Origin of the sequence: Rhodococcus sp. IEGM 1406, assembly GCF_030056745.1 — a bacterium.
In the GTDB taxonomy this organism is placed as follows: domain Bacteria; phylum Actinomycetota; class Actinomycetes; order Mycobacteriales; family Mycobacteriaceae; genus Rhodococcus_F; species Rhodococcus_F erythropolis.
Map to the genome: position 1 here is coordinate 56957 of NZ_JASHKO010000002.1, position 23475 is coordinate 80431.

22 protein-coding genes and 2 tRNA genes are annotated in these 23475 nt (G+C 63.7%); 9 read left to right on the forward strand and 15 right to left on the reverse strand.

Annotated features, from left to right (window positions below; translation table 11 throughout):
* Window positions 1-116: 116 nt before the first annotated feature.
* The 6 genes from QM596_RS09725 to QM596_RS09750 form a co-directional block, all read right to left on the reverse strand.
* Window positions 117-2300: a malate synthase G gene (locus tag QM596_RS09725; protein ID WP_283308830.1), complete on the reverse strand. Its 2184-nt coding sequence runs from the start codon at window positions 2298-2300 to the stop codon at window positions 117-119.
* A gap of 152 nt (window positions 2301-2452) precedes the next feature.
* Complete coding sequence (locus tag QM596_RS09730; RefSeq protein ID WP_283308832.1) at window positions 2453-3703, reverse strand: saccharopine dehydrogenase family protein; 1251 nt, start codon at window positions 3701-3703, stop codon at window positions 2453-2455.
* A 44-nt stretch (window positions 3704-3747) separates the two neighbouring features.
* Window positions 3748-4179, reverse strand: coding sequence for a universal stress protein (locus tag QM596_RS09735; RefSeq protein ID WP_020723653.1), 432 nt, complete (start codon window positions 4177-4179; stop codon window positions 3748-3750).
* 157 nt (window positions 4180-4336) lie between these two features.
* On the reverse strand, window positions 4337-5878 hold the full coding sequence (locus tag QM596_RS09740; RefSeq protein WP_283308834.1) for an SDR family NAD(P)-dependent oxidoreductase: 1542 nt from the start codon (window positions 5876-5878) through the stop codon (window positions 4337-4339).
* Between the two features lie 108 nt (window positions 5879-5986).
* Window positions 5987-6072: transfer RNA gene (locus QM596_RS09745), tRNA-Leu, on the reverse strand.
* A gap of 162 nt (window positions 6073-6234) precedes the next feature.
* A tRNA-Leu gene (locus QM596_RS09750) sits at window positions 6235-6320 on the reverse strand.
* 118 nt (window positions 6321-6438) lie between these two features.
* On the opposite strand from QM596_RS09750, the gene QM596_RS09755 reads away from it, so the two are divergent.
* Together QM596_RS09755 and QM596_RS09760 are read left to right on the forward strand one after the other, a co-directional pair.
* The gene (locus QM596_RS09755; protein ID WP_069146601.1) at window positions 6439-7791 is read left to right on the forward strand and encodes a M20/M25/M40 family metallo-hydrolase; all 1353 of its coding nucleotides are present in this window, start codon (window positions 6439-6441) and stop codon (window positions 7789-7791) included.
* 65 nt (window positions 7792-7856) lie between these two features.
* Window positions 7857-8393 (forward strand): YbhB/YbcL family Raf kinase inhibitor-like protein, encoded by a 537-nt coding sequence (locus QM596_RS09760; RefSeq protein ID WP_283308835.1) that lies wholly within the window; start codon window positions 7857-7859, stop codon window positions 8391-8393.
* A 58-nt stretch (window positions 8394-8451) separates the two neighbouring features.
* Here the strand turns inward: QM596_RS09760 and QM596_RS09765 are convergent, their stop codons facing one another.
* The 3 genes from QM596_RS09765 to QM596_RS09775 form a co-directional block, all read right to left on the reverse strand.
* Entirely contained in the window at window positions 8452-9522 is a 1071-nt protein-coding gene (locus tag QM596_RS09765) for a quinone-dependent dihydroorotate dehydrogenase (protein ID WP_283308837.1), read from the reverse strand.
* 75 nt (window positions 9523-9597) lie between these two features.
* A complete protein-coding gene (locus QM596_RS09770; RefSeq protein ID WP_003946171.1) occupies window positions 9598-9846 on the reverse strand; it encodes a DUF5703 family protein in 249 nt (82 codons plus the stop codon).
* A complete protein-coding gene (locus QM596_RS09775) occupies window positions 9846-10871 on the reverse strand; it encodes an NHL repeat-containing protein (RefSeq protein WP_019748546.1) in 1026 nt (341 codons plus the stop codon). Before QM596_RS09775 ends, QM596_RS09770 begins: the two co-directional genes overlap by 1 nt.
* Before the next feature lie 183 nt (window positions 10872-11054).
* Here QM596_RS09775 and QM596_RS09780 point away from each other — a divergent pair, with 183 nt between their 5' ends.
* Window positions 11055-11477, forward strand: coding sequence for a hypothetical protein (locus QM596_RS09780; RefSeq protein ID WP_283308839.1), 423 nt, complete (start codon window positions 11055-11057; stop codon window positions 11475-11477).
* Here QM596_RS09780 and QM596_RS09785 read toward each other — a convergent pair.
* The 5 genes from QM596_RS09785 to QM596_RS09805 all read right to left on the reverse strand — a co-directional run bounded on the left by QM596_RS09785 (window position 11458) and on the right by QM596_RS09805 (window position 16197).
* A complete protein-coding gene (locus QM596_RS09785) occupies window positions 11458-12321 on the reverse strand; it encodes a heme ABC transporter ATP-binding protein (RefSeq protein ID WP_080910962.1) in 864 nt (287 codons plus the stop codon). The two genes, QM596_RS09780 and QM596_RS09785, sit on opposite strands and share 20 nt — an antisense overlap.
* Window positions 12318-13415 (reverse strand): FecCD family ABC transporter permease, encoded by a 1098-nt coding sequence (locus tag QM596_RS09790; protein ID WP_020907826.1) that lies wholly within the window; start codon window positions 13413-13415, stop codon window positions 12318-12320. The genes QM596_RS09785 and QM596_RS09790 overlap by 4 nt, the downstream gene beginning before the upstream one ends.
* 63 nt (window positions 13416-13478) lie before the next feature.
* Window positions 13479-14486, reverse strand: a complete 1008-nt coding sequence (locus QM596_RS09795) for a heme/hemin ABC transporter substrate-binding protein (protein WP_283308841.1) — start codon at window positions 14484-14486, stop codon at window positions 13479-13481.
* On the reverse strand, window positions 14483-15169 hold the full coding sequence (locus QM596_RS09800) for a biliverdin-producing heme oxygenase (RefSeq protein ID WP_003946162.1): 687 nt from the start codon (window positions 15167-15169) through the stop codon (window positions 14483-14485). Before QM596_RS09800 ends, QM596_RS09795 begins: the two co-directional genes overlap by 4 nt.
* Window positions 15170-15261: 92 nt before the next feature.
* Window positions 15262-16197, reverse strand: a complete 936-nt coding sequence (locus QM596_RS09805; protein WP_003946175.1) for an aldo/keto reductase — start codon at window positions 16195-16197, stop codon at window positions 15262-15264.
* Between the two features lie 228 nt (window positions 16198-16425).
* Here QM596_RS09805 and QM596_RS09810 point away from each other — a divergent pair, with 228 nt between their 5' ends.
* The 4 genes from QM596_RS09810 to QM596_RS09825 are packed head-to-tail and all read left to right on the forward strand — an operon-like array spanning window position 16426 to window position 19491.
* Window positions 16426-17271: an undecaprenyl-diphosphate phosphatase gene (locus QM596_RS09810; RefSeq protein WP_019748539.1), complete on the forward strand. Its 846-nt coding sequence runs from the start codon at window positions 16426-16428 to the stop codon at window positions 17269-17271.
* Window positions 17272-17329: 58 nt separating this feature from the next.
* Window positions 17330-18025: a histidine phosphatase family protein gene (locus QM596_RS09815; protein WP_019748538.1), complete on the forward strand. Its 696-nt coding sequence runs from the start codon at window positions 17330-17332 to the stop codon at window positions 18023-18025.
* Between the two features lie 55 nt (window positions 18026-18080).
* The gene (locus QM596_RS09820; RefSeq protein ID WP_019748537.1) at window positions 18081-18680 is read left to right on the forward strand and encodes a DUF3090 domain-containing protein; all 600 of its coding nucleotides are present in this window, start codon (window positions 18081-18083) and stop codon (window positions 18678-18680) included.
* Between the two features lie 4 nt (window positions 18681-18684).
* Window positions 18685-19491, forward strand: coding sequence for an SCO1664 family protein (locus QM596_RS09825; protein ID WP_019748536.1), 807 nt, complete (start codon window positions 18685-18687; stop codon window positions 19489-19491).
* Here the strand turns inward: QM596_RS09825 and QM596_RS09830 are convergent.
* On the reverse strand, window positions 19488-19949 hold the full coding sequence (locus QM596_RS09830; RefSeq protein ID WP_003946187.1) for a MarR family winged helix-turn-helix transcriptional regulator: 462 nt from the start codon (window positions 19947-19949) through the stop codon (window positions 19488-19490). The genes QM596_RS09825 and QM596_RS09830 overlap by 4 nt on opposite strands.
* 30 nt (window positions 19950-19979) lie before the next feature.
* Here QM596_RS09830 and QM596_RS09835 point away from each other — a divergent pair, with 30 nt between their 5' ends.
* On the forward strand, window positions 19980-22169 hold the full coding sequence (locus QM596_RS09835; protein ID WP_254664957.1) for an MMPL family transporter: 2190 nt from the start codon (window positions 19980-19982) through the stop codon (window positions 22167-22169).
* A gap of 10 nt (window positions 22170-22179) precedes the next feature.
* Window positions 22180-23421: a cysteine--1-D-myo-inosityl 2-amino-2-deoxy-alpha-D-glucopyranoside ligase gene (gene mshC, locus QM596_RS09840; RefSeq protein WP_283308844.1), complete on the forward strand. Its 1242-nt coding sequence runs from the start codon at window positions 22180-22182 to the stop codon at window positions 23419-23421.
* Window positions 23422-23475: the final 54 nt, after the last annotated feature.

Sequence of the window (23475 nt, forward strand, 5' to 3'; positions counted from 1 at the left end):
GGACTGTGTCCTCGGCCAGTCTAGTGACGAATCTTCGGGGCCTACGCGAACAGCCTCGACACCGGTAGCGGTGCCGAGGCTGTTCGGGTTCAGCTTCGAGTTCGAAGAAGGTGAAATCAGGCGTTGGCAGCCTTGTACTCGCGGCGGCGGCGATGCAGGATCGGCTCCGTGTATCCGCTGGGCTGCTTCGCGCCTTCGAGGATGAGTTCCTTGGCAGCCTGGAACGCGATGTTGGAATCGAAATCAGGTGCCATGTTGCGGTACTCGGCGTCGCCCTCGTTCTGACGGTCGACAACCGGGGCCATGCGCTCGAGTGCACTGACAACGTCGCTCTCGCTGACGATGCCGTGACGCAGCCAGTTGGCGAGCAGCTGGCTCGAGATGCGCAGGGTGGCGCGGTCCTCCATGAGCGCGACATCGTGGATGTCGGGAACCTTGGAGCAGCCGACACCCGCGTCGATCCAGCGGACGACGTAGCCGAGGATGGACTGGCAGTTGTTGTCGAGCTCTTCCTTCTTCTCCGCGTCCGTCCAGTCGGTGCTGGGAGCGAGCGGGATGGTCAGGATGTCGTCGACGCTCGCACGCGGCTTGCCCTTCAGGCTGTCCTGAACAGCGAACACGTCGACGCGGTGGTAGTGCGTCGCGTGCAGCGTTGCGCCGGTCGGCGAAGGAACCCACGCGGTGTTGGCGCCGGCCTTGGGGTGGCCGATCTTCTGCTCGAGCATGTCTGCCATCAGCTCGGTCATGGCCCACATGCCCTTGCCGATCTGCGCCTTGCCCTGCAGGCCGCAGGCCAGTCCGGTGTCGACGTTCCAGTCCTCGTAGGCACCGATCCACTTCTGCTTCTTCATCTCGGCCTTGCGCACCATCGCGCCGGCTTCCATGGAGGTGTGGATCTCGTCGCCGGTGCGGTCGAGGAAGCCGGTGTTGATGAACACGACGCGGTCGACGGCTTCCTTGATGCAGGCAGCGAGGTTGACTGTCGTGCGACGCTCCTCGTCCATGATGCCGACCTTGAGCGTGTTCTCGGGAAGCCCGAGGACCTGCTCGACGCGGCCGAACAGTTCGGTGGTGAAGGCAACTTCCTCGGGGCCGTGCTGCTTGGGCTTGACGATGTAGATCGAGCCGGTGCGGCTGTTGTCGAGCGGGCCGGTGGCGTCACTGATCGAGAGGCCGTGCACTGCACAGGTGCTCGTGATCAAAGCGTCGAGAATGCCCTCGGGGACCTCGTTGCCGTCGGCATCGAGGATCGCGGGATTGGTCATGAGGTGACCGACGTTGCGGACGAACAGGAGCGAACGACCGTGCAGGCTGAGTTCGCTGCCGTCGACGGCGGTGTACTTACGGTCGCCGTTGAGCGTACGAGTGAAGGACTTGGCGCCCTTCTTGATCTCCTCGGACAGATCACCGCGATTGAGGCCCAACCAGTTCCGGTAACCGACAACCTTGTCGTCGGCGTCGACAGCGGCGACCGAGTCCTCGAAGTCCATGATCGTGGTGACGGCCGATTCGAGAACGACGTCCTTGACACCGGCGGCGTCGGTGCTGCCGATCGGGGAGGACGCGTCGATCTGGATCTCGGCGTGCAATCCGTTGTTGAGCAGCAGGATGCTCGTCGGTGCGTCCTTCTGGCCGAGGTAGCCGACGAACTTCTCCGGCTGCGCGAGGGTGGTGACCGTACCGTCTGCCAACGTGATCTTCAGTTCACTGCCGTCGATCACGTACTTGGTCGAATCTGCATGCGACCCCGACGCGAGAGGTGCTGCCGCGTCGAGGAATTCACGCGCCCAGGCGATGACCTTGTCGCCGCGGACCTTGTTGTAGCCGGAACCCTTCTCGGCGCCGTTCTCCTCCGAGATGGCGTTGGTGCCGTACAGCGCGTCGTACAACGAACCCCAGCGGGCGTTGGACGCGTTGAGAGCGAAGCGCGCGTTGAGGATCGGCACGACCAACTGCGGGCCGGCCGTCGAGGTGATCTCAGTGTCGACGTTCGCGGTGGTGACCGAGAACTCGGCAGGCGTCGGCAAGAGGTAGCCGATCTCCTGCAGGAACGCCTTGTATGCGGCAGCGTCGATGGGAGCGCCGGCATGATCGCGATGCCACTGATCGATCTGAGCCTGCAGATCGTCACGCTTGGCAAGCAAATCGCGGTTCTTCGGTGCGAGCTCGGTGATGACCTTGTCGGCGCCGGCCCAGAACGTCTCGGCGTCTACACCGGTGCCGGGAAGAGCCTCCTCGACCACGAAGTCGTAGAGAACCTTGGCAACCTGAAGACTGCCGACCTGAACGCGCTCAGTCATGAATAGCCTCACTTTTCCGAAAGCGGAGCACCACATATGGATGCCATGAACCAACATCAATGTTACCTGGGAGTATTCCCACCGCTGTCCGCGCCCTGAGCTGCGATAATCGGGCGCGAAGAGCTGAAACGATCAAGTGAAATTCGTTCTGTCTAGAGTTTGCGCGCGGAAATCTCGAAACCGGCCTTGCGTAGACGCTCGACCAGGACGTCGCCGAGCGCTGTCGCTGGAGTCAAAACGCCGGTGGCCGGGGGGAGATCCTTGTGGTCTTTCGCCAATGACAACGCAGATTCGCCGAGCATTACCGCTGTCGCACTGTATCCCGGGTCGCCCTTCGCCTTCACTCGTGAGGTGTATCGAGCGCCGGTCGTGGTCGTGGTGAACACATCGAGCGTGAAGTGCCCCTTCTTCTGGGTGCTCTCGCTCGGGCCCTCGCCGGGAGCAGGCAATACCTTGTCGAGAAGGAAACGCGTCGGAGGTAGAGCGAGTCCGGCGACCAGCGCGCCGAGGCCGACTGCGACACCGCCCGCGATTACCGGTGACACCACCGAGGAGCCGACGCTCATCACCTCGCTGTACTTGAACTTCTTGCCGTACGCCCACTCTCGGAGCGCATTGCTGCGACGGACGACTCGTGTGTTGTACGACGCCATCACGAACGGTGCCTTCCAACCCTTCAACGACGGATCGATCTTCTTGCCGTCGACCACGCTCACGTCGCTCTGTCGTCCGAGGTCGGGCTCCCGGTCACGATCGGGGCTCAGTGAATACGGCGAGGCCGCGAGTTTCCTTAGGCGCGCATCGTCTTTCGACACGTCGATCTGATTGCGAAGAGAATCGATCGTGCCGCCGCTCACGCCGCCGCGCAGCGCCGTGACCACCAGCGTTGTGTCGGTGAGCTCACCGGCGCCGTCGGCAGTGACCTTCTCGTGGAGGACGTGAACTCCGAGATCGGAAGGGATGGAATCGAATCCGCAGGAATGGATGATCTTTGCGCCGGTCGAGACCGCCAGCTCATGGTTGGCGTCGATGCTCTCGCGGTGGAACAGCACCTCACCGGTCAGGTCGACGTAATGAGTTCCGGCGGAGGCGCATTCGTGAACAAGGGTGTGACCGTACTTGGCGTACGGGCCGACCGTGGTGGCGACGACCCGAGTTCGCTGCGCGAGCGCCTTCAATGCGGTGGCGTCGTCGGCGTCGGCGATGATCAAGGGGAGATCGGCAGCGGCGGTACCCAGATCGGCGCGAGTGGCTGCCAACTTCTCGAGGGAGCGGCCACCGAGGCCGATCTTCGTGCCTTCGGGAGCGTGTTTGACGAGGTAGTCGGCGAGTAGCTTTCCGACGAAGCCGCTCGCTCCGTAGACGATGATGTCGAGTTCTCGGGCGGGCGAGGTTCCAGTCATGGAGCCAGCCTACAAACGCGCACTCCAAAGTGATGTGACCGAGGTCACTCGGCGGGGAGGGGTTCCTTGACGACGAGGATCGGAGCCTCCACTTCGAGCAGGAGACGCTGCAGTGGGCGTTCGAGGAGGAACTTGCCGATGGGGGACATCCGGCGTGTTCCGACGATCAGGAGATCGACACCCGCGCCGTGGACCAGGTTCACGAGCGCGGTCACCGGATCGCCGTCGTGCTCGGTGGTGCGCAGATCCCACTTCGTCTCCGAGAATCCACCGGCGTCGAGCGCTGACTGAATCTCGCCGCGAAGAGCGGCCCGATCGTCCTCGGTGTCTCCGGTGTCGGCCGTGTCCCCGATGTTGACATCGTCCAGGACGTGCAGAACCAGCAGTTCCTCGCTTCGACCCACGGATTCCCGTGCGGCGGCCACGATTGCGGCGCGGCCTTCCGGGCTGTCCTTGTGTACGACGGCGATCGTCATGGTTCCTCCGAGTCGGTGAGCAGGTTCGCAGTCCATTATCGCCTGCAATGCTGTGCCCTACCTGAATTGAGCTACTCGACACGGGAGTTTGGCGGTGACGAGATCGCCACATCGGGGCGCCTAGGTGCTGCCTGTCACCACTGCGGGGTGCCGCCCATCACCACGGCGAGGGTTTGTAATCCTTGAGGAAGCAGCCGTGCAGGTCGATACCCAGTTCGCCCTGAACGATTGGGTCGTAGACGCGGGCTGCACCGTCGACGAGGTCGAGCGGCGCGTGGAAACCTTCGTCGGCCAACCGCATCTTGGTGAAGTGCGGGCGTTCGTCGGTGATCCAGCCGGTGTCGACGGCGGTCATGAGGATGCCGTCGTCGAGCATTTCCTTGGAGCTGGTGCGGGTCAGCATGTTCAGTGCTGCCTTGGCCATGTTGGTGTGCGGGTGGCCAGGGCCCTTGTATGCGCGGCTGAACTGGCCTTCCATGGCGGAGACATTCACGACGTACTTGCGTCGCGCAGCTGCCGCGGCCATCGACGGGCGCAGGCGTGAAACGAGGATGAATGGCGCTACCGAGTTGCAGAGCTGGACTTCGAGAAGCTCGATCGGATCGACTTCCTCGACGGTCTGGACCCAACTGTTGGTGTGCGCGAGGTCCGGCAGCAGCCCGCCGGCGTCGATGGCGATGCCTTGCTCGATGCGATCGGGTGAAGCCGACTTGGCGACGAGTGCGAGTGAACTGACCGCGTCGGCGGACAGATTTCCGGAGGTGATGCTTGCGACGTCCGACAGCGATCCGGCCAGAGCCGCGGGGTGGGCGTCGCTCGTCTTGCCGAAGGTCAGGACATCAGGGAGTTCACCGGAGGGCAGTGCTCCGGACTCGGCATCAACCAGAGCGCCGTAGGCACCGGGGGAGCGTCGGACGGTCTGCGCGGCGTTGTTGATCAGGATGTCGAGCGGACCCTGTGCGGCAACGGAATCCGCGAGTGCAACAACCTGGGCGGGGTCGCGGAGGTCGATGCCGACGATGCGCAGACGGTGAATCCAGTCGTTGCTGTCTTCCATCGCCTTGAATCGGCGGATCGCGTCGTTGGGGAATCGCGTCGTGATGGTCAGATGCGCGCCGTCACGCAGCAGGCGCAGCGCGATGTACATACCGATCTTCGCGCGGCCGCCGGTCAGAAGTGCGCGTCGGCCGGTCAGATCAGTGCTCGCATCACGTTTGCTGCGGCTGGTGGCAGCGCAATCGGGGCACAGTTGGTGGTAGAAGGCGTCGACTGCGGTGTAGCGCTGCTTGCAGATGTAGCACGGTCGCGCCTTGATGAGTGTGCCGGCGGAAGCGCCCGCGGTGTTCGACTTGATCGGAATGCCTGCGGTCTCGTCGTCGATGCGATCGGGTGAACCTGTGGCAGTCGCGGCGACTACTTGGCGGTCCGCTTCGTTGACGGCTGCGCGCGAGGCGAGGCGGCGCTTCTTCTTGAGTCGCTTGAACAGATGGCCGACAGCGCGCTGCATGGTGATCGAATCGGGATGCTCGTCGTCGAGTTCGGCGGCTTCGGAAAGGACCTTCAGGCAGATTTCGAGTTCTGCGGGGTCGAGGCCGGTGAGTTCGGCTCGAGCAGATTCTGAATCGGCTGTTTCCAGCGAATCTGCCTGCAGTGCATCCGACTTCTTGGTGTCTGTATCCACTTCGAACTTCTGTTCCATCTCGATCGCCGCTCGCGCGGACTGTTCCCTGGTGCGGGAACTTCGCCAATTACGAGAAAAGCTCCGGTTCGATGAACCGGAGCTTTTCCTGTCTGTCTCAACACAGAGTGTCCGAGGGGGGACTTGAACCCCCACGTCCGTTAATAGGACACTAGCACCTCAAGCTAGCGCGTCTGCCATTCCGCCACTCGGACTCGGCCCCGATTTCTCGGTGCTGGGAAAGAGTATCCGATGCCATCGCCAGGTCCCAAATCGCCCCTCTGCTGTGCGCCTTTATTAACCGCCGGGGGTTAATAAAGGCGCACAGCAAAAAGACCCCAACCTGATCAGGCTGGGGTCTTTCTGCTGTATTCGAGTGTCCGAGGGGGGACTTGAACCCCCACGTCCGTTAATAGGACACTAGCACCTCAAGCTAGCGCGTCTGCCATTCCGCCACTCGGACTCGGCCCCGATTTCTCGGTGCTGGGAAAGAGTATCCGATTAGGTGTGCTGCCCCAAATCGCCAGGTTGCGGGGCATTCCGGTCGCCCGCGTCGTTTGATTCGATGGTAGGAAAGTGGAATGACCACAACCCCGAATAATCCGAATCCGAGCAGAGCCGAAGCAGAAGTAGTCGAACTGGTCAGTTCTCTCATCCGCTTCGACACCTCGAACACGGGAGAACTCGAAACCACCAAGGGTGAGCGTGCGTGCGCGGAGTGGGTTGCCGCGCAGCTTCAAGAAGTCGGCTACGAGACGGAATACGTCGAGTCCGGTGCACCCGGACGCGGGAACGTCTTTGCTCGCTTGAAGGGAGCTGAGTCGGGTCGAGGTGCATTGATGCTTCACGGTCACCTCGACGTCGTTCCGGCCGAGCCCGCCGACTGGAGCGTCCATCCCTTTGCCGGCACCGTCCAGGACGGTTACGTCTGGGGGCGCGGCGCCGTGGACATGAAGGACATGGTCGGGATGATCCTGGCCATCGCCAGACAGTTCAAGGCGGAAGGCGTCGTACCGCCGCGTGATCTGGTGTTCGCCTTCGTGGCGGACGAGGAAGCTGGCGGAAAGTACGGATGCCAGTGGCTGGTCGAGCACCGCCCGGATTTGTTCGAGGGAGTGACCGAAGCCGTCGGTGAGGTGGGCGGTTTCTCGCTGACGGTTCCGCGGCCCGACGGAACCGACCGCAGGCTCTACCTCGTGGAGACTGCGGAAAAGGGCCTCGGTTGGATGCGTCTGACGGCCAAGGGACGTGCCGGGCACGGCTCCTTCCTCCACGACGACAACGCAGTCGCGACACTCGCCGGCGCGGTCTCGAGACTCGCTGCTCATCAGTTCCCGATCGTGATCTCGGATTCGGTTGCCGAGTTCCTCACCGCCGTCGGCGAAGAGACCGGATTGGACTTCGATCCGGGATCACCCGACATCGACGGGACTCTCGCGAAGCTGGGGACGATCGCCAACATCATCGGGGCGACGTTCCGTGACACGGCGAACCCGACGATGCTCAAGGCTGGATACAAGGCGAACGTCATTCCGCAGACTGCCGAGGCAGTCTTCGACTGCCGCGTGCTGCCGGGACGTCAGGCCGAATTCGAGCGCACGGTGGACCAGCTGATCGGCCCCGACGTGACCCGCGAGTGGATCACCAAGCTGGATTCGTACGAAACAACGTTCGACGGCCACCTCGTCGACGCCATGAACGAGGCGATCCTCGCCCACGATCCGGAGGCTCGCACAGTTCCGTACATGCTCTCCGGCGGAACCGACGCGAAGGCATTCGCGAAACTGGGCATTCGCTGCTTCGGCTTCGCGCCGTTGCAGTTGCCGCCCGAGCTCGATTTCAGTGCGCTGTTCCACGGCGTCGACGAGCGAGTTCCGGTGGACGCACTACTGTTCGGGACACGTGTTCTGGAACATTTCCTGCTCAATTCCTGACGAGCACGTAGATAGATCCGTGAGCTCGACGCACATCGAGCTCTCTTGTCACAGAAAGGATTCGCATGGCGCACGATCCGTACGAACCATTGCCGAAGTTGCCGAGTTTCGAGCTGACCAGTGACGACATCACTGCGGGCCAGCCGCTGAAGCTTGCTCAGGCCAGTGGAGCCTTCGGAGTTCCCGGTGGCGAAGACATCTCACCGCAGCTCTCGTGGTCCGGCTTTCCGGCCGAGACGAAGAGCTTCGTGGTGACGGTGTTCGATCCGGACGCACCGACGGCGTCAGGATTCTGGCACTGGGCCGTGGCGAACATCCCCGCTTCCGTCACCGAACTCCCGGCCGGTGCCGGCGCGGCGGACAGCGATGTCCTGCCTGCGGGAACCCTCACCCTCCGCCACGACGGTGGCGGGTTCGGTTTCATCGGCGCAGGCCCGCCTCCCGGGCACGGTCCGCATCGCTACATCGTGGCGGTGCATGCCCTCGACGTGGAGACGCTCGACGGAGTCACCCCTGACTCGTCGCCGGCGTTCCTCGGTTTCAACGTGTTCCATCACGCGATTGCGCGTGCAACCCTGACCGGGACGTTCGAGGTCGAGTAATCACTTTGCTGTGCGCCTTTATTAACCGCGGGCGGTTAATAAAGGCGCACAGCAGTTTCTAGCGAGGGTTCTCAGCTCCCACAGCCTGGGCAATTGACGAGAAACCGGCTGCGCGGACCCGCTTGGCTATGCCCTTGTGGATGCTGCGAGCCCAGAACGGTCCGCCGTAGATGAAGCCGGTGTACCCCTGCACCAGCGTCGCGCCGGCGAGGATGCGCTCCCACGCCTGGTCGGCTGTTTCGATACCGCCGACCGAGATGATGGTCAGCTTGTCGCCGACTCGGGCGTACAGGCGCCGGAGCACCTCGAGCGAGCGGTCGGCCACCGGTGCACCCGACAGCCCGCCAGCGCCGAGTGCAGCTACCTCGGCATCCGGGGTCTTCAAACCGTCGCGGCGGATCGTGGTGTTGGTCGCGACGATTCCGGCAAGCCCGAGTTCGACTGCCAGATCGGCGACAGCGTCGACGTCCTCGTCCGAGAGATCGGGCGCGATCTTCACCAGTACCGGCACGCTGACGGTGTCGAGCACGGCCTGCAGGATCGGGCGCAGAGATTCGACGGCCTGCAGATCACGGAGTCCGGGCGTGTTCGGCGAGCTGACATTCACGACCATGAAGTCGGCCAGCGGACCCAGAAGCTGTGCGCTGGCCGTGTAGTCGGCAGCGGCGTCGACAGCTTCGACGATCTTGGTCTTGCCGATGTTGGCACCGATCGGCACCGTGACGCGGCGCTGTCGCAGGAAATTCGCCGCGTGACCAGCGCCGTGGTTGTTGAAGCCCATTCGGTTGATCAGAGCGCGGTCGGCCGGAAGTCGGAAGAGACGCGGCGCGGGGTTACCGGGCTGAGCTTGGGCTGTCACTGTTCCGACTTCGGCGAAACCGAATCCCAACGGGCCCCAGGCGTCGACTCCGGTGGCGTCCTTGTCGAATCCTGCGGCCAGGCCGAGAGGTGCCGGGAACGTCAGACCGAAAGCCTGACCGCGCAGAACCGGGTCGTCGACGACAAGGACTTTTGCGACCAGCCAGCGAAGGGGAGCGAACCGTGTCACCAGTTTCATCGCGGTGAAGGCAATGTGGTGGATGCGTTCCGGTGGGACCCGGAACATCAGGCTCAGCAGCAGTTGGTACACGATTCTCCAGCTCTTCGATGGTGTGATTTTGTCAGCGGTTTCGATGGCGGCGGGTTCTGGTCGTCTGTTGAACGATCAGTGCTGAATGCCGTCCGGATCGGTCACGTGCAGCGGCGTCTTCTTTCGCTTGAGCAGCACGCGACGACTGCCGTCGGGGTAGAGACGGACTCGGGAGAGTTCCCACCCGCCGAACTCGGCCGAGATCGCCAGGCGCATCGACGCCGTGACCCGCGAAACGTTCGGCGGTAGCCGGAGCGGCACGTAGTCGAACTTGTCGTCCGACGTCTCCCACTGCGCGGGGATCCCGCGCGTACGCTTTTCCATCAGTTCTCCCGTGACGGGATGACCTGCAGCCCGTCACCGGTTGCCGATCCGACGATCAGATTGCCGTTGGAAGAGTCTACGGCCAACGAATTCGGCTGTCGCACCGTCTTGAACCGCCCGGTCTCCACGGGGATGCCGGACGACAGATCGAAGCCGACCACTTCGTTGGTCGCCGTCAGTGTCACCCACACCCGATCCGCGGTCTCGTCGTAGGCGACGGCGTAAGGCGATTCGCCGACGGGGTAGCGCTGGTGCATCAGGAGCGGATCGGCCGTGAAGACGAGCAGTTCGTTGCCGGTGGTGTCGGTGACAAGGATGCGTCCGAAGCGATCGGTGGCCAGATGAGTTGCGCCCTCACCGGCGCGAAGAGCGACGCCGAGTTTGCCGTCTTCGAGATTGATCGCCGTCAGCGAGGTCTGACGGTGATCGAGGGCGCTCAGGTTGTCGCCGGTCACCGCAAGTTCGTCGACGGATGCAAACCCCGAAACCGTCTGTGACTGATCGGTCTTCGGGTCGACGATGTGAACTGAACCATTGTCCGTGCCGATCGCGATGCGGCCGTCGGTCAGCTCGACCGCGGAGTTCGCCTGGCCGTCGACCGGTATGGACGTCTGTTCGCCCGATGTCAGATTCAGCTTCACTACCTGGCGATCCATCGCCAGCAGAGCGCTACCGTCGGAGCCGATCGAAACGTCGCGTACGTCTGAATCCAGAGCTATCGGACGACCTGCGGAGGCGGGGTCGGCGCCGGCCAAACTGTCCGAAGGAACGACCAGCACCGATCGTGGGTCGTTGGCAACCAGAACAGCGCTGCGCGTGATCGGGTCGAATGTGATGGAATCGATCAGACCTGAATACGGGTGAACCACGCCGTCCGGGGTACTGGTGGTGGCCGGTGAGACCGCTGCCGTAGCGGGATCGATCGTGATGAGGTCGTCTCCGCCATCTCCGGAAGAACATCCTGTGACCAGCAGAACCGCCGCCCCCATTGCTGCTGCAGTGGTGCGGATCCCTAGGCGAGCCATGTGTAGTTCCTCTTTTTCTTGTCATCTGTTCTTCACGCAGTGCGACTGTCATCGATCATCCCTGATCGCAGTCGGGCGCCGTTCATCGCGTCGAGGAACTACCGACCATTCCGCTCACACCCTTGACGCGATACCGTACGAACAGCGGTTGCGGTTGACGCTGCAATCACCGAGGAGATCATTGTGATTCCCACAGAACCCACCGATTCCGGCGCACAGCCGCCCGAACCGGCGCGGCCGGGCTTCGAGATCGAGGACCTCACCGTCGGCGCTCATGCACACGGTTTCGGCAGGTCCGACGGTCGAACTTTCGCGTTCCGCGTACGCAAGAGCGTGCTGTTCGCCGAGGTATACGGCGAATACTGCGAGCACAGTGTGCCGACCCCTTCGGACGTTGTCGCCACGGCGGAGCGATCGGTCACCGACATCGATCTGACCGACGAGCGAAGCATCGCCGGTGTGGTGCGCGACGCAGTTCTCTCGACCGAGACTGATTGGTCACATCCGGACGTCGGTGACGGCGTTCGTCAGGGCGAGGGTCGCAGCCTGCCGACGGTGAGAGCAGTCCTGAACAGGCTGGGATCGATCATCGATTCTGTTCGGTGAATTCTCGGCGCGGGATAACCAGCGTTGCTCCGGTTGTCGGATGCGGGAACACCTCGACCGGATAACCGTAGACGCGGGTCAGAAGCTCTTCGTGTAGCACCGATTCCGGGGGACCGTCGGCGGCGATGCGTCCATTCTCGAGTACGACGATTCGGTCGGCATACGCCGCTGCCAACGCGAGATCGTGCAAAACGACGACGACGGCATCGCCGTCCGCAGCGCGAGCGCGCGCCACGGACATCACCGCTTCCTGGTGTCCGAGATCGAGTGCTGCAGTCGGCTCGTCCAGCAGGATGGTCGACGTTTCCTGTGCCAGTACCCGGGCAAGAGCGACCCGCGCCTGCTCGCCACCGGACAGCACGGCGAACGGCCGATTGGCGAACCCCTCGACATCGCAGGTCTTCATCGCCGCGGTGATAGCAGCGCCGTCGCGGTCTTCTCGGCGCGTTCCGGCCCATGGCGCACGTCCCATGCGAACGACCTGGCGAGCGCTGAACGAAAATCCGATCGTGTGTTTCTGGGGGAGAACCGCGCGTCGGCGCGCCATGTCGATCGGCGCCCACTGAGTGAGGTCGGTGCCTTCGACGTCCACCCGCCCAGCGATGACTGGCTGATCACCGGCCAACGCCGCAAGAAGAGTCGACTTACCGGCGCCGTTCGGTCCGACGAGGACGACGAGCTCGCCTGCCCGGACTTCGATGGATACGCCTTCGAGAATGTGTCGACCACCGCGTTCGACGGTGATGTCGCGCGCTTCGAGGGTGACATCACCGACGCCAGGGCTTTCCGGTTCGGGGGTGACGCGGCCGAACAGTTCGCGCCAGTTTCTTACGAGGCTGCTCATGCCCACCCGCCCTGTTGCGCGCGTGTTCGTCGGAGAAGCCAGAAGAAGAAGGGGCCGCCAACCAGAGCGGTCAGCATTCCGAGGGGCAGGTCTGCGTTGTCGATCAGCGACCGCGAGCCGAGATCTGCGACAAGCAGAACCAGTGCGCCGGCAAGGGCGCTCGCCGGAATCAGCGCGCGGTGGCCGGGGCCGACAAGAATGCGCATCAGGTGCGGAACGATCAGTCCGACGAAGAGGATGATGCCGGTGAAGGCAACACTCGCCGAGACCAGGAGAGCGACGATCAGAACCGCGAACTGGCGCAGCCGTTCGACGTTGACACCCAGGTGACGAGCTGCATGTTCACCGAGTGCGAGAAGGTCCAGACGCGGAGCGATCATGACCGTCGCGGCAATTCCGACAACGGTCATCGGCGCCACGATCATGACGGCATTCCACGACGCTCCGTTGAGTGAGCCGAGTTGCCAGAACACGATCTGATCGCGAGCGGACGGGCTGGCGACGAAGGTGAAGAACGCGATGAGTCCGCCGGCGAACGCATTGATCGCGACGCCGGTCAGCACCAATGTCACTACTTCGGTTCGGCCTTCGTGGCGCGCAAGCAGGTAGACCGCCGCGGTGGTGAACAGCCCGGCGACGAACGCTGCCGCAGCAACGGCCCAGCCGGCCACGAACGTGCCGCCGACGACGATGACAGCGCTCGCGCCAACTGCAGCGCCCGCGGACACTCCGATCACCCCGGGCTCCGCGAGTGGATTGGAGAACACACCCTGCAGGAGCGCACCGGAACATCCCAACGCCGCGCCGACACAGATGGCGAGCACGACGCGGGGGAAGCGAACCTCCCACAAAGTTACTTCACCGCTGGGATGGGCGGGCATCGGACCGAGATCGAGCCCGATGCGGTGCAGGATGCTGCCCAAAACCTCGAGAGGCGATGTCGGAACTTGACCGATGCACGCCGACAGCACTGCGACGATCACCAGGGCGAGAGTCAAGCTGACCAGTACCGCACTCACCCGCGACCGCGACGCGGGGCCAGACGCCGACTTGTCGGCGCCCCCGACGTCATGTGAATCCTCGGCTGCGGACACAGACTTACCTGCTTCGGAACTACCTGTTTCTGTACTCACGAATCAGCACTCACAAATCTTTGCTCACGATCCACCGGGCTCGTAGATCGCTTCGGCGAGTGCCGCCATGACGCGTCCGGTGTTCGGCCCGAAGCTGAGCAGGACACCGTCCTCCATGTCGACTACTCGTTTGTTCTTTCCGGCCGGCGTCTGAGCGATGCCAGGGACCTTTTCGAGGCCGTCGATTCCGCCGATCGATGCCAATCCGTCCGTCATCATCAGCAGGGCGTCAGGCGCTGCGGCGATGAGCGCTTCGCTGGTGATGGGTACGAACTGTTGTGTGATGCCCGAGGCGGTACCCGCATCTGTGGCGCCGAGGGCCTCGATCAAGGAATCGGCACCCGAACCTTCACCGCCGATCATGGTGATGGCCGATCCGCGCATGTAGAGGAACGCGATCTTCAGTGGATCGCCGTCGTTGGGAACCAGATCGCGCGCAGCAGCGATCTCCGATTCGGTTCGATCGATCAGCGCTGCGCCCTGGGCCGGAACGCCGAGCGCGTCGGCGACTGCTTGGATCTGCCCCGGCACACCTTCGAGGGTTCGGGTCGGGTCGAAGAACACCACGGGAACACCGGCGGCGCGCAACTGATCCTGGACGCTCTTGGGCCCGATGCTCGTGTCAGTGAGAACCACGGTGGGATTCAAATCGAGGATGGCTTCGGTATTGAGCGATTGGCCGCCGACCGTGACAACCGGTACGTCCGCGACCGCGGGGAACTTGGCGGCGGTGTCGCGGCCGACAAGGTTGTCACCGAGGCCGAGCGCCACCGTTGTCGTTGCGAGCGTCCCGTAGCGGTCGGCCGCAACGATCCGGCTGTTGTCGGTGATGGTCACGTCGACGCCGTCGAAGCTCTTCACCGTCACGGGCAGCGTTGCGGTCGGGTTGTCGGACACGGGAACCGGGCTGGAATCTTCGAGTACTGCGGTCCGGGCACCCTGAGATGTCGTGGAGTTGTCGCTGGATCCGCAAGCCACCAGACCGAAACCGGCTGCTGCGACCAGTGCCGCCGCGGCCAAGCGCTTCTTCATTTGACGAGGTAGCTCTCGATGTCGCCTTCGAGGTCGGCGAACAGGTCACCGTTGAGGCGGTACGCCAGATTCACCTCGTCGATGAAACGCTGCTGTTCTTCGGCCGGAATCTGCAGCGCATCCAGATTCGAGCGGTAGTCGTCCTTGAAAGGCTTCGGCTTGGGGATGCCTTCGAAGATGTAGAAGCGAAGTCCGTCGGTCTCGAATCCGTAGGCGCGCTCGAGCATCCGGCGGATGATCTGTCCGCCCGAGAGGTCACCCATGTATCGCAGGTAGTGATGTGCGACGAAGCCGGCGGGCCAGTCGAACGCCACTTCCTTCAGGCGGGCGATGTAACGCTCGGTTGCCGGCAAGGCCACGAGTTCGTCGCGCCAGTTCGGTCCGCCGAGGAACTCGAGATCGGCTTCGAGCGAAGCCACCCGCAACAGATCCTCGGACAGGAACGGAGCGACCAACTCGTTGTCGGCGTGTGTGCGGCCGGCCTCTTCGAGGCTCGTGTAGACGAGGTACGTCTGTCCCAGAAGAGCGGCGTAGCCAGCCGTGGTCAGCTCACCGCCGAGAAGCGCGCCTACGAATCGGGACTGCTCCGTCTCGCGGTGTGCTGCGTCCGTCTCGGTCTTGATTCGTTCGGAGAAGGCGGGGCCTGCGTCTGCGGAAAGGCTGTCTACGTCGAGCGTGGTCATTGATTCTCCTGAGGCTGTAGTCAAGCGTTGCCTACTAGGTTAGCCTGCCCTCGCCAACACGATACCTTCGGTATTTCGATCAGCGGGACAGATCAAGCGCTCACATCGTCGAGAGCCGCGGCAATCGCTTTCGGAAGTTCCAATTCTTCGGTTGCCAGTACTCCTGTCAACTGGGCGAGATCCCGCGTGCCGACGACGGCGCTGGCCACCCCGGCGCGATCGCGCGCCCAGGCCAGTGCCACCGCCAGTGGGGAAGTACCCAGACCGTCGGCGGCGGTAACGACGGCGTCGACCACCCGGATCGAGGAATCGGTCAGATAGCTCTGTACATCTTGCGAATGTGCTTCGTCGGCGCCGCGGGAATCGACGGGAATGCCGTCGCGGTACTTGCCGGTCAGAACACCGCCCGCCAGGGGTACTGCGGCGAACACTCCGACGCCGTGGTGGGCCGCCGCTGCGAACAATTCTTCCTCGACGCCGCGCGCGAGCAACGAGTACTCGGCCTGCGTCGCGGCGAGTGTTGTTGCGCCACCGGCTCCGACGGCCGTCGCGAGCTGCCAGCCGAGGTAGCCGCGCACGCCCACATACCGCACCTTGCCGCTCGAGACCGCGTAGTCGAGGGTTGCTGCAACCTCGTCGACGGGCGTGAGCGGATCCCAGGTTGCGACCTGCCACATGTCGAGGAAGTCGGTTCCGAGTTCACGAAGAGTCGCGTCGAGCTGGCGAAGCAATCCGCGCCGCGAGCAGTCGACGCGGTCGGTGCCGATCGGAGTGGGATCGATGCCGGCGCTCGAGCTGATGATGAGTTCGTCACGTGGAACGACGTCGTCGAGCAACTCGGCGAGGATCCGTTGCGCCGCACCGGCGCCGTATGCGGGCGAGGTGTCGACCAAGGTTCCGCCGGCCTCGGCGAAGGCGAGCAGCTGCGCCGCAGCCTCGTCGCCGTCCGTGTCGCGCCCCCATGTCAGTGTGCCGAGCCCCAGTCGCGAGACCCGAAGTCCGCTCGTTCCGACAGATCTGTGCTTCATAACCGCCTGCATCTCGCGCCCGACTCGTGTGCGCAAGTGCGGCACCCGAGAGATCTCACCACGTGCAGACTAGTAGGCGCTCGCCTCGAGTCGGGGTATTCGGACACGGACGTGCCGGGCGCGGCGCGGCGTCGTGGGCCCCGGTAGCGTGGCGCCGGTGAAACGTGAACCCGACACACGAAACCTGTGTGCAGTAACCCCATTCGAATCAGCCGGGATCGGTGAGTGATGGGCGAAGCGATGACCTGGCTCCAGGCCGTGATCCTGGGCCTCGTGCAGGGATTGACCGAGTTCTTGCCCATCTCGTCTTCCGGACATTTGCGAATCGTGTCGGAGATATTCTTCGGCAGTGACGCCGGTGCGTCGTTCACCGCGGTGACGCAGCTCGGCACCGAACTGGCTGTGTTGATCTACTTCGCGCGCGACATCGTGAGGATCATCACTGCCTGGTTCCGGGGTGTGTTCAATGCCGAGCACCGGGGCGATCTCGATTACCGGATGGGCTGGTACGTCATCATCGGTACCATTCCGGTCGGCATCCTCGGGTTTCTGTTCAAAGACCAGATCCGTACCGGCGCACGCAATCTGTGGCTGATTGCCACGATGTTGATCGTGTTCGCGCTCGTCATCGCCGCTGCCGAGTACTACGGACGCAAGACGCGCCCGATCGAATCGCTCACAGCGCGCGACGGCATCATCATGGGTTCGGCTCAGGCGCTCGCGCTCATCCCGGGTGTCTCACGTTCGGGTGGCACGATCAGTGCAGGTCTTTTCCTCGGACTCACCCGTGAGGCCGCAGCTCGTTACTCGTTCCTGCTGGCGATCCCGGCGGTTCTCGCCTCCGGTTTGTTCAGCCTCCCGGATGCCTTCGAGCCGGCCGGTGAGGGTCTGAACGCGAGCGGTCCGCAGTTGCTGGTGGCAACCGTCATCGCCTTCGCGGTCGGTTACGCAGCGATCGCCTGGCTGCTTCGATTTGTTGTAGATCACTCCATGTACTGGTTCGTGGGATACAGAATCGCTCTCGGCGTAGTCGTCCTTGCGCTGCTGGCCACAGGGGTCGTGTCCGCGACATAGAGCCCGTTTCGACGTCGACCACCCGTCCGTGCGGCCACCGCCCCATTAGGGTTGTGGAATGACAGTTGTCCTACTGCGGCACGGGCGGTCGACGTCCAACACTGCCCATACCCTGGCCGGTCGAACGCCGGGTGTGGAACTCGACGACCACGGCCGGAAACAGGCCGAAGGCGTCGTCGATCGGCTGGTCGGTCTGGACATCGCGGAGATCGTCCGCTCGCCGCTGTTGCGGTGCGAGCAGACGGTCGGCCCCATTGCCGTCGACCGTGGTCTGACGCCGGTGGTCGAGGATCGCCTGATCGAGGTCGATTACGGCGACTGGACGGGTCGCCCGCTCAAGGAGCTGTTGGAAGAACCACTCTGGAAAGTGGTGCAGCGCCACGCTTCCGGCGCGGTCTTTCCCGGCGGTGAAGGGCTGGCCCAGGTACAGGCGCGAGCCGTTGCCGCGATCCGAGAGCACGATGCACGGCTGGCCGAAGAGCACGGCAAGGACGTCGTCTGGATCGCCTGCACACACGGTGACGTCATCAAATCGGTTCTCGCCGACGCGTTTGCGATGCACCTCGATTCGTTCCAGCGGATCGTCGCCGAGCCGGCCTCGGTCAGCGTGATTCGCTACACGGCCACACTGCCGTTCGTTCTTCGAGTCAACGACACCGGAGACGTGCTCGCAGCGATCAGTGCAGCGAAGACCGCGACCAACGGTTCGGCTCCCGCGCAGGAGTCCGTCCCCGGTGGAGAGGTCGGTGCGTGAGCTGTGACGGATAATGGGTATTCAGTGATGTTCTGCTCGAACTCGAGGAGGTGCAATGTCGCGCGCGATTCACGTATTTCGCACTCCTGACCGATTTGTCGCAGGAACGGTGGGCGAGCCCGGTGACAGGTCTTTCTATCTCCAAGCCGTGCACGATTCACGGGTGGTGAGTGTGCTGCTCGAGAAGCAGCAGGTTCAGGTCCTCGCCGATCGCATGGGCCTTCTCCTCGAAGAGGTACATCGACGCTTCGGAACCGAGGTTCCGCCGCAGGCCGACGATGTATCCGATCTCAGCCCGCTGGTCACACCGCTCGACGCGGAGTTCCGGGTCGGCACGATGGGGCTCGGTTGGGACGCCGATGCCGGTGCGGTCGTCGTGGAGTTGCTTGCCGTCAGCGAGACGGAGTTCGACGAATCGGTTGTCCTCGACGACGCCGACGACGGTCCGGACGCGGTCCGTGTGTTCCTGACCCCGGAACAAGCGCGCGAATTCTCGCTCCGATCCGAACGCGTCATCGCGGCGGGACGCGCGCCATGCCCTCTGTGTGGTGAGCCGCTGGCGCCCGAGGGGCACGTGTGCATCCGAACCAACGGATACCGGCGCGGCGAGTCCTTCGGTTTTGCGATCGACGACGCAGACGACGACGAGGTCTGACGTCGTGTCCGAACCTGGAGTGCCGGACGTTCTGCTCGAGGGAGATCTGACCCTGATCGGCCAGATCACCACGGCAAGCAACGCCACGCTGGTGTGCGAGTCGACTCTGGGGGAGCAGTCCACCCGTGTGGTCTACAAACCGGTGCGGGGTGAACGCCCACTGTGGGATTTCCCGGACGGCACTCTGGCCGGGCGTGAGGTTGCGTCGTACCGCGTGTCCGAGGCGCTGGGCTGGGGAGTGATTCCGCGAACAGTGTTGCGGGACGGCCCTTTCGGGACAGGCATGGTGCAGCGCTGGATTGACACCGTCGATCGCCGCGCGGATGGATCCGGCGGACTCGAGATGGTCGACCTGTGCAGTCCCGGCAATGTTCCGCCAGGGTGGTTCGAGGTCCTGCAGGCCTTCGACTCGGAGGGCGAACCAGTCTCTCTGATCCATGCGGACGATCCACGGCTGCAGCGAATGGCCGTTCTGGACGTCCTCATCAACAACGCCGACCGCAAAGGTGGTCACGCCCTCGAAGGCGTCGACGGCTCGGTGTACGGCGTTGATCACGGAATCTGTCTTCATTCGGAGAACAAGCTGCGGACCGTGTTGTGGGGGTGGGCGGGGCAGCCCGTACCCGGTGCCTTGATCGCCGACGTCGCCGAATTCGCGACAACGCTCGATGGAGATCTCGGGGACGAGTTGTCCGAACTGATCACGGAAGAGGAAATCGTGGCCTTGGCGGTCCGGGCGATGCAGTTCGCAGAGTCGGCCGTGATGCCCGAACCGAACGGCCATCGAACGATTCCCTGGCCGGCTTTCTAGTCTCGAGACGTTTCCTGCTGTTCGCGAGTTGCCGTCTTCAATCCGGGTGAGCGAACCAATCGCAGTAGTTGTTCGCGCAGCGCGGCGACGTCCCCGACCCCGACGGTCAACGCCGCATCTTCCTTCTCGAGCGTCAGTAGTCGCTCGTACGTCAGTCTTCCGGCGTCGGTTATCGCGATCACGCGCCGACGCTCGTCCCGCGGATCGGTGTCACGCGTGACGTAACCCGCTCGTTCGAGACGGTCGATCGTGCGGCTCATCGTCTGATCGGTGACGCGGGCGTTCTTCGCGATGTCGCGTTGAGACGCCGCCCCACCGGCGATCGAGTGGAGCACGATCAGGCCCGCGTGCGTCATGTCCTGAGACCGCAGAACCTTCTCCCACGAGTGCTCTACCAGGCGCGCAGCGGTGGACAACAGCCGGCCGGTTGGCCAGTCGTCCAGGCCGTCGCTGCTCATGTTTTTGCCTTCCGTTTGCAATTACTCAGCATGCTGAACAAAATAGTCGGCAAGTCCTCTCTGCTGCCGATCCCTGGAGACCCAGTGAGCACACCAGTACAAAATCGTCCTGTTCGTCGCCTTCGATGGATTGTGCCAGCTCTCCTTGTGATCGGCTGGCTGGCAATCGGAGGATTCGGCGGCCCGTTCGCCGGAAAGCTCAGCACGGTGCAGCAGAACGACAACACGTCGTTCCTGCCGGCGTCGGCCGAAGCCACCGAGGTGGCAAAGCTTCAAGAGAGCTTCACGGACACCCGCTTCGTGCCGGCCATCGTCGTGGCGGAACGACCAGGTGGCCTCGAGCCCACCGACTCCACCTTCCTGTCCCAGACCGTCGATTCGTTTGTCGGTACCGAGGGATTCGGTGACGCGTCATCGCCGCCGATCCCGTCGGCCGACGGCCAGGCGTTGCAGATGTTCCTGCCGGTCGACAGCACCCTCGAGGTCAAGGACAGCGTGAAAGCGCTGCGCGCGGCGCTGGAGTCGAGCCCTGACGGACTGACAGTCAAGGTCACCGGCCCCGCTGGGCAGGTTGCGGATCTGTCGGCAGCATTCGCCGGTATCGACGGACTGCTGTTGTTGGTAGCCGGATCCGTCGTGATCCTGATCCTGATCATCGTCTACCGGAGCCCGATCCTGCCGTTCGTGGTGATCTTTTCGGCGATCTTCGCACTCGGATTGTCGAGCTTGCTCGTGTATCTGCTCGCCGACGCGGACGTCATCGCACTGAACGGTCAGAGCCAGGGCATCCTGTTCATCCTCGTGTTCGGTGCCGCCACCGACTACGCGCTGCTTCTGGTCTCTCGCTACCGTGAGGAATTGCGGATCGAGAAGGACAAGTACGCAGCAATGCGGACTGCGTGGCGCGCGACGCTCGAACCCGTCGCGGCGTCTGCCGGAACGGTCATCGCGGGCGTTCTGTGCCTGTTGCTCTCCGACCTGAACTCGAACCGCGGGCTGGGCCCGGTGGCCGCCATCGGTATCGCCGCGTCCTTCCTCGCATCGATGACGTTCCTACCTGCAGTCCTCGTTCTGTTCGGGCGGACTGCGTACTGGCCGACCAAGCCGAAGTTCGACGCCGACCGCGAGCACCACGACGAGGCGAACGATCACCGGTTCTGGGCCGGGCTCGCTGCTCGAATCGGACGGCACCCGCGCCGCTTCTGGGTGGCGTCGACGCTGGTGCTTGTGATCTTCGCGCTGATGATGCCGCAGTTCAAAGCCAGCGGCGTCTCTTCGTCCGACATCTTCTTGCTCGACGTCGATTCGGTTGCAGGCCAGGAGATTCTCGGCGAGCACTTCGACGCGGGTTCGGGTTCACCGGCCGTGGTCATCGCGAATGCGGACCAGGTGGACGCCGTTGCGGCAGCCAGTCGCGTGGAGGGCGTCAGCGACGTAAGCGTCGTACAGAACGGGGGAGCCCCACTGGTTGTCGACGGACGAGTCTCCCTGCAGGCGACGTTGACTGACGCTGCCGACTCACTCGAGGCCGAAGACACCATCGTGCGACTACGTGATGCAGTTCACTCCGTGGACGGCGCCGACGCGTTGGTCGGTGGCGTCACTGCGACCGACCTCGACACGAAGACCACCTCGACACGGGACCGGACACTCATCATTCCCGTGGTGATCATCGTGGTGTTCGTGATTCTCTCCCTGTTGCTGCGTTCGCTTCTCGCACCGCTGCTTCTCATGGGCACCGTTGTGCTCTCGTTTGCTGCGACACTGGGCATTTCGTCGCTGGTGTTCGACCACGTCTTCGGGTTCCCCGGCGCGGATCCAGTGGTCCCGCTGTTTGCGTTCGTGTTCCTCGTGGCTCTGGGAATCGACTACAACATCTTCCTCATGACGAGGGTGCGTGAGGAAGCGCTGAAGATCGGCACTCGGGCGGGTGCGCTGCGGGGACTCACCGTGACCGGCGGGGTGATCACGTCTGCCGGAGTTGTTCTGGCAGCAACCTTCTCGGCGTTGGCGGTGATCCCGCTGTTGTTCCTCGCGCAGATCGCGTTCATCGTGGCGTTCGGTGTCCTGCTCGACGCTCTGATCGTCCGATCCTTGCTGGTCCCGGCCCTGACCTACGACATCGGTCAGAAGATCTGGTGGCCGAGCAAGCTCGCGTCGATGCCCGAACCGGAGCAGGATCAGCCAGCACCTTCCCAGCCTCAGAGCAGTCTCCACTAGGCTCGGCAGCATGCAGTCTTGGTCCGATACCGCACTCCCGTCCGTTCCCGGTCAGGGGCCGCCGTTGCGGCTGTACGACACAGCCGACCGTCAGGTTCGCCCCGTCACCCCGGGCAAGAAAGCGACGATGTACGTCTGCGGCATCACCCCGTACGACGCCACCCACCTCGGTCACGCGGCCACCTACCTCACGTTCGACCTCGTGAACCGCATCTGGCGCGACGCCGGACACGACGTCCATTACGTCCAGAACGTGACCGACGTGGACGACCCGCTGTTCGAGCGCGCCAATCGCGACGGCGAGGACTGGATCGTCCTCGGCATGCGTGAGACCGCGCTCTTCCGGGAGGACATGGAAGCGCTGCGCGTGCTTCCGCCGAAGGACTACATCGGCGCCGTCGAATCGGTGAACGAAGTAGTCGAGTTGGTGGAGAAATTCGTGGCGTCCGGCGCCGCGTACATCGTCGACGACGCGGAGTTCCCCGACGTCTACTTCCGCGCCGACGCGACCGAGCAGTTCGGCTACGAGTCGGGCTACGACCGCGCGACGATGGAGAAGTTCTTTGCCGAACGTGGCGGAGATCCCGATCGCGTCGGAAAGCGCAATCCGCTCGACGCACTCGTCTGGCGGGCGGAGCGTGCGGGCGAGCCTTCTTGGCCGTCGCCCTTCGGACCGGGACGCCCCGGTTGGCACATCGAGTGCGCGGCCATTGCGCTCAACCGCATCGGCTCCGGCTTCGACGTCCAGGGCGGTGGCAGCGACCTGATCTTCCCGCACCACGAGTTCTCGGCAGCACATGCCGAATCGGCAACGGGTGATCGCCGTTTCGCGCGGCACTACGTGCACACCGGCATGATCGGCCTCGACGGCGAGAAGATGTCGAAGAGTCGCGGAAACCTCGTCTTCGTCTCGAAACTGCGCGGTGAAGGGATCGATCCCGCAGCAATTCGTCTCGGATTGCTCTCCGGCCACTACCGCCAGGATCGCGCGTGGACCGATCAGGTCCTCGAGGATGCTCAGTCGCGTCTGAAGGTATGGCGCGAGGCAGCGGCTCTCGATTCCGCGCCGTCAGCCACCGACACTGTTGCGCGTTTGCGTCAGCATTTGGCCGACGATCTCGACACTCCGAAGGCGCTCGACGCGCTCGACGGTTGGGCACGCCGCGCCATCGAGGGCGGCGGATCCGACACGCAGGCACCCGGCGAGTTCGCCGATGCCGTCGACGCTCTGCTGGGTATTTCGCTTCGCTGAACCCCTGCTGTGCGCCTTTATTAACCCCGGGCGGTTAATAAAGGCGCACAGTGG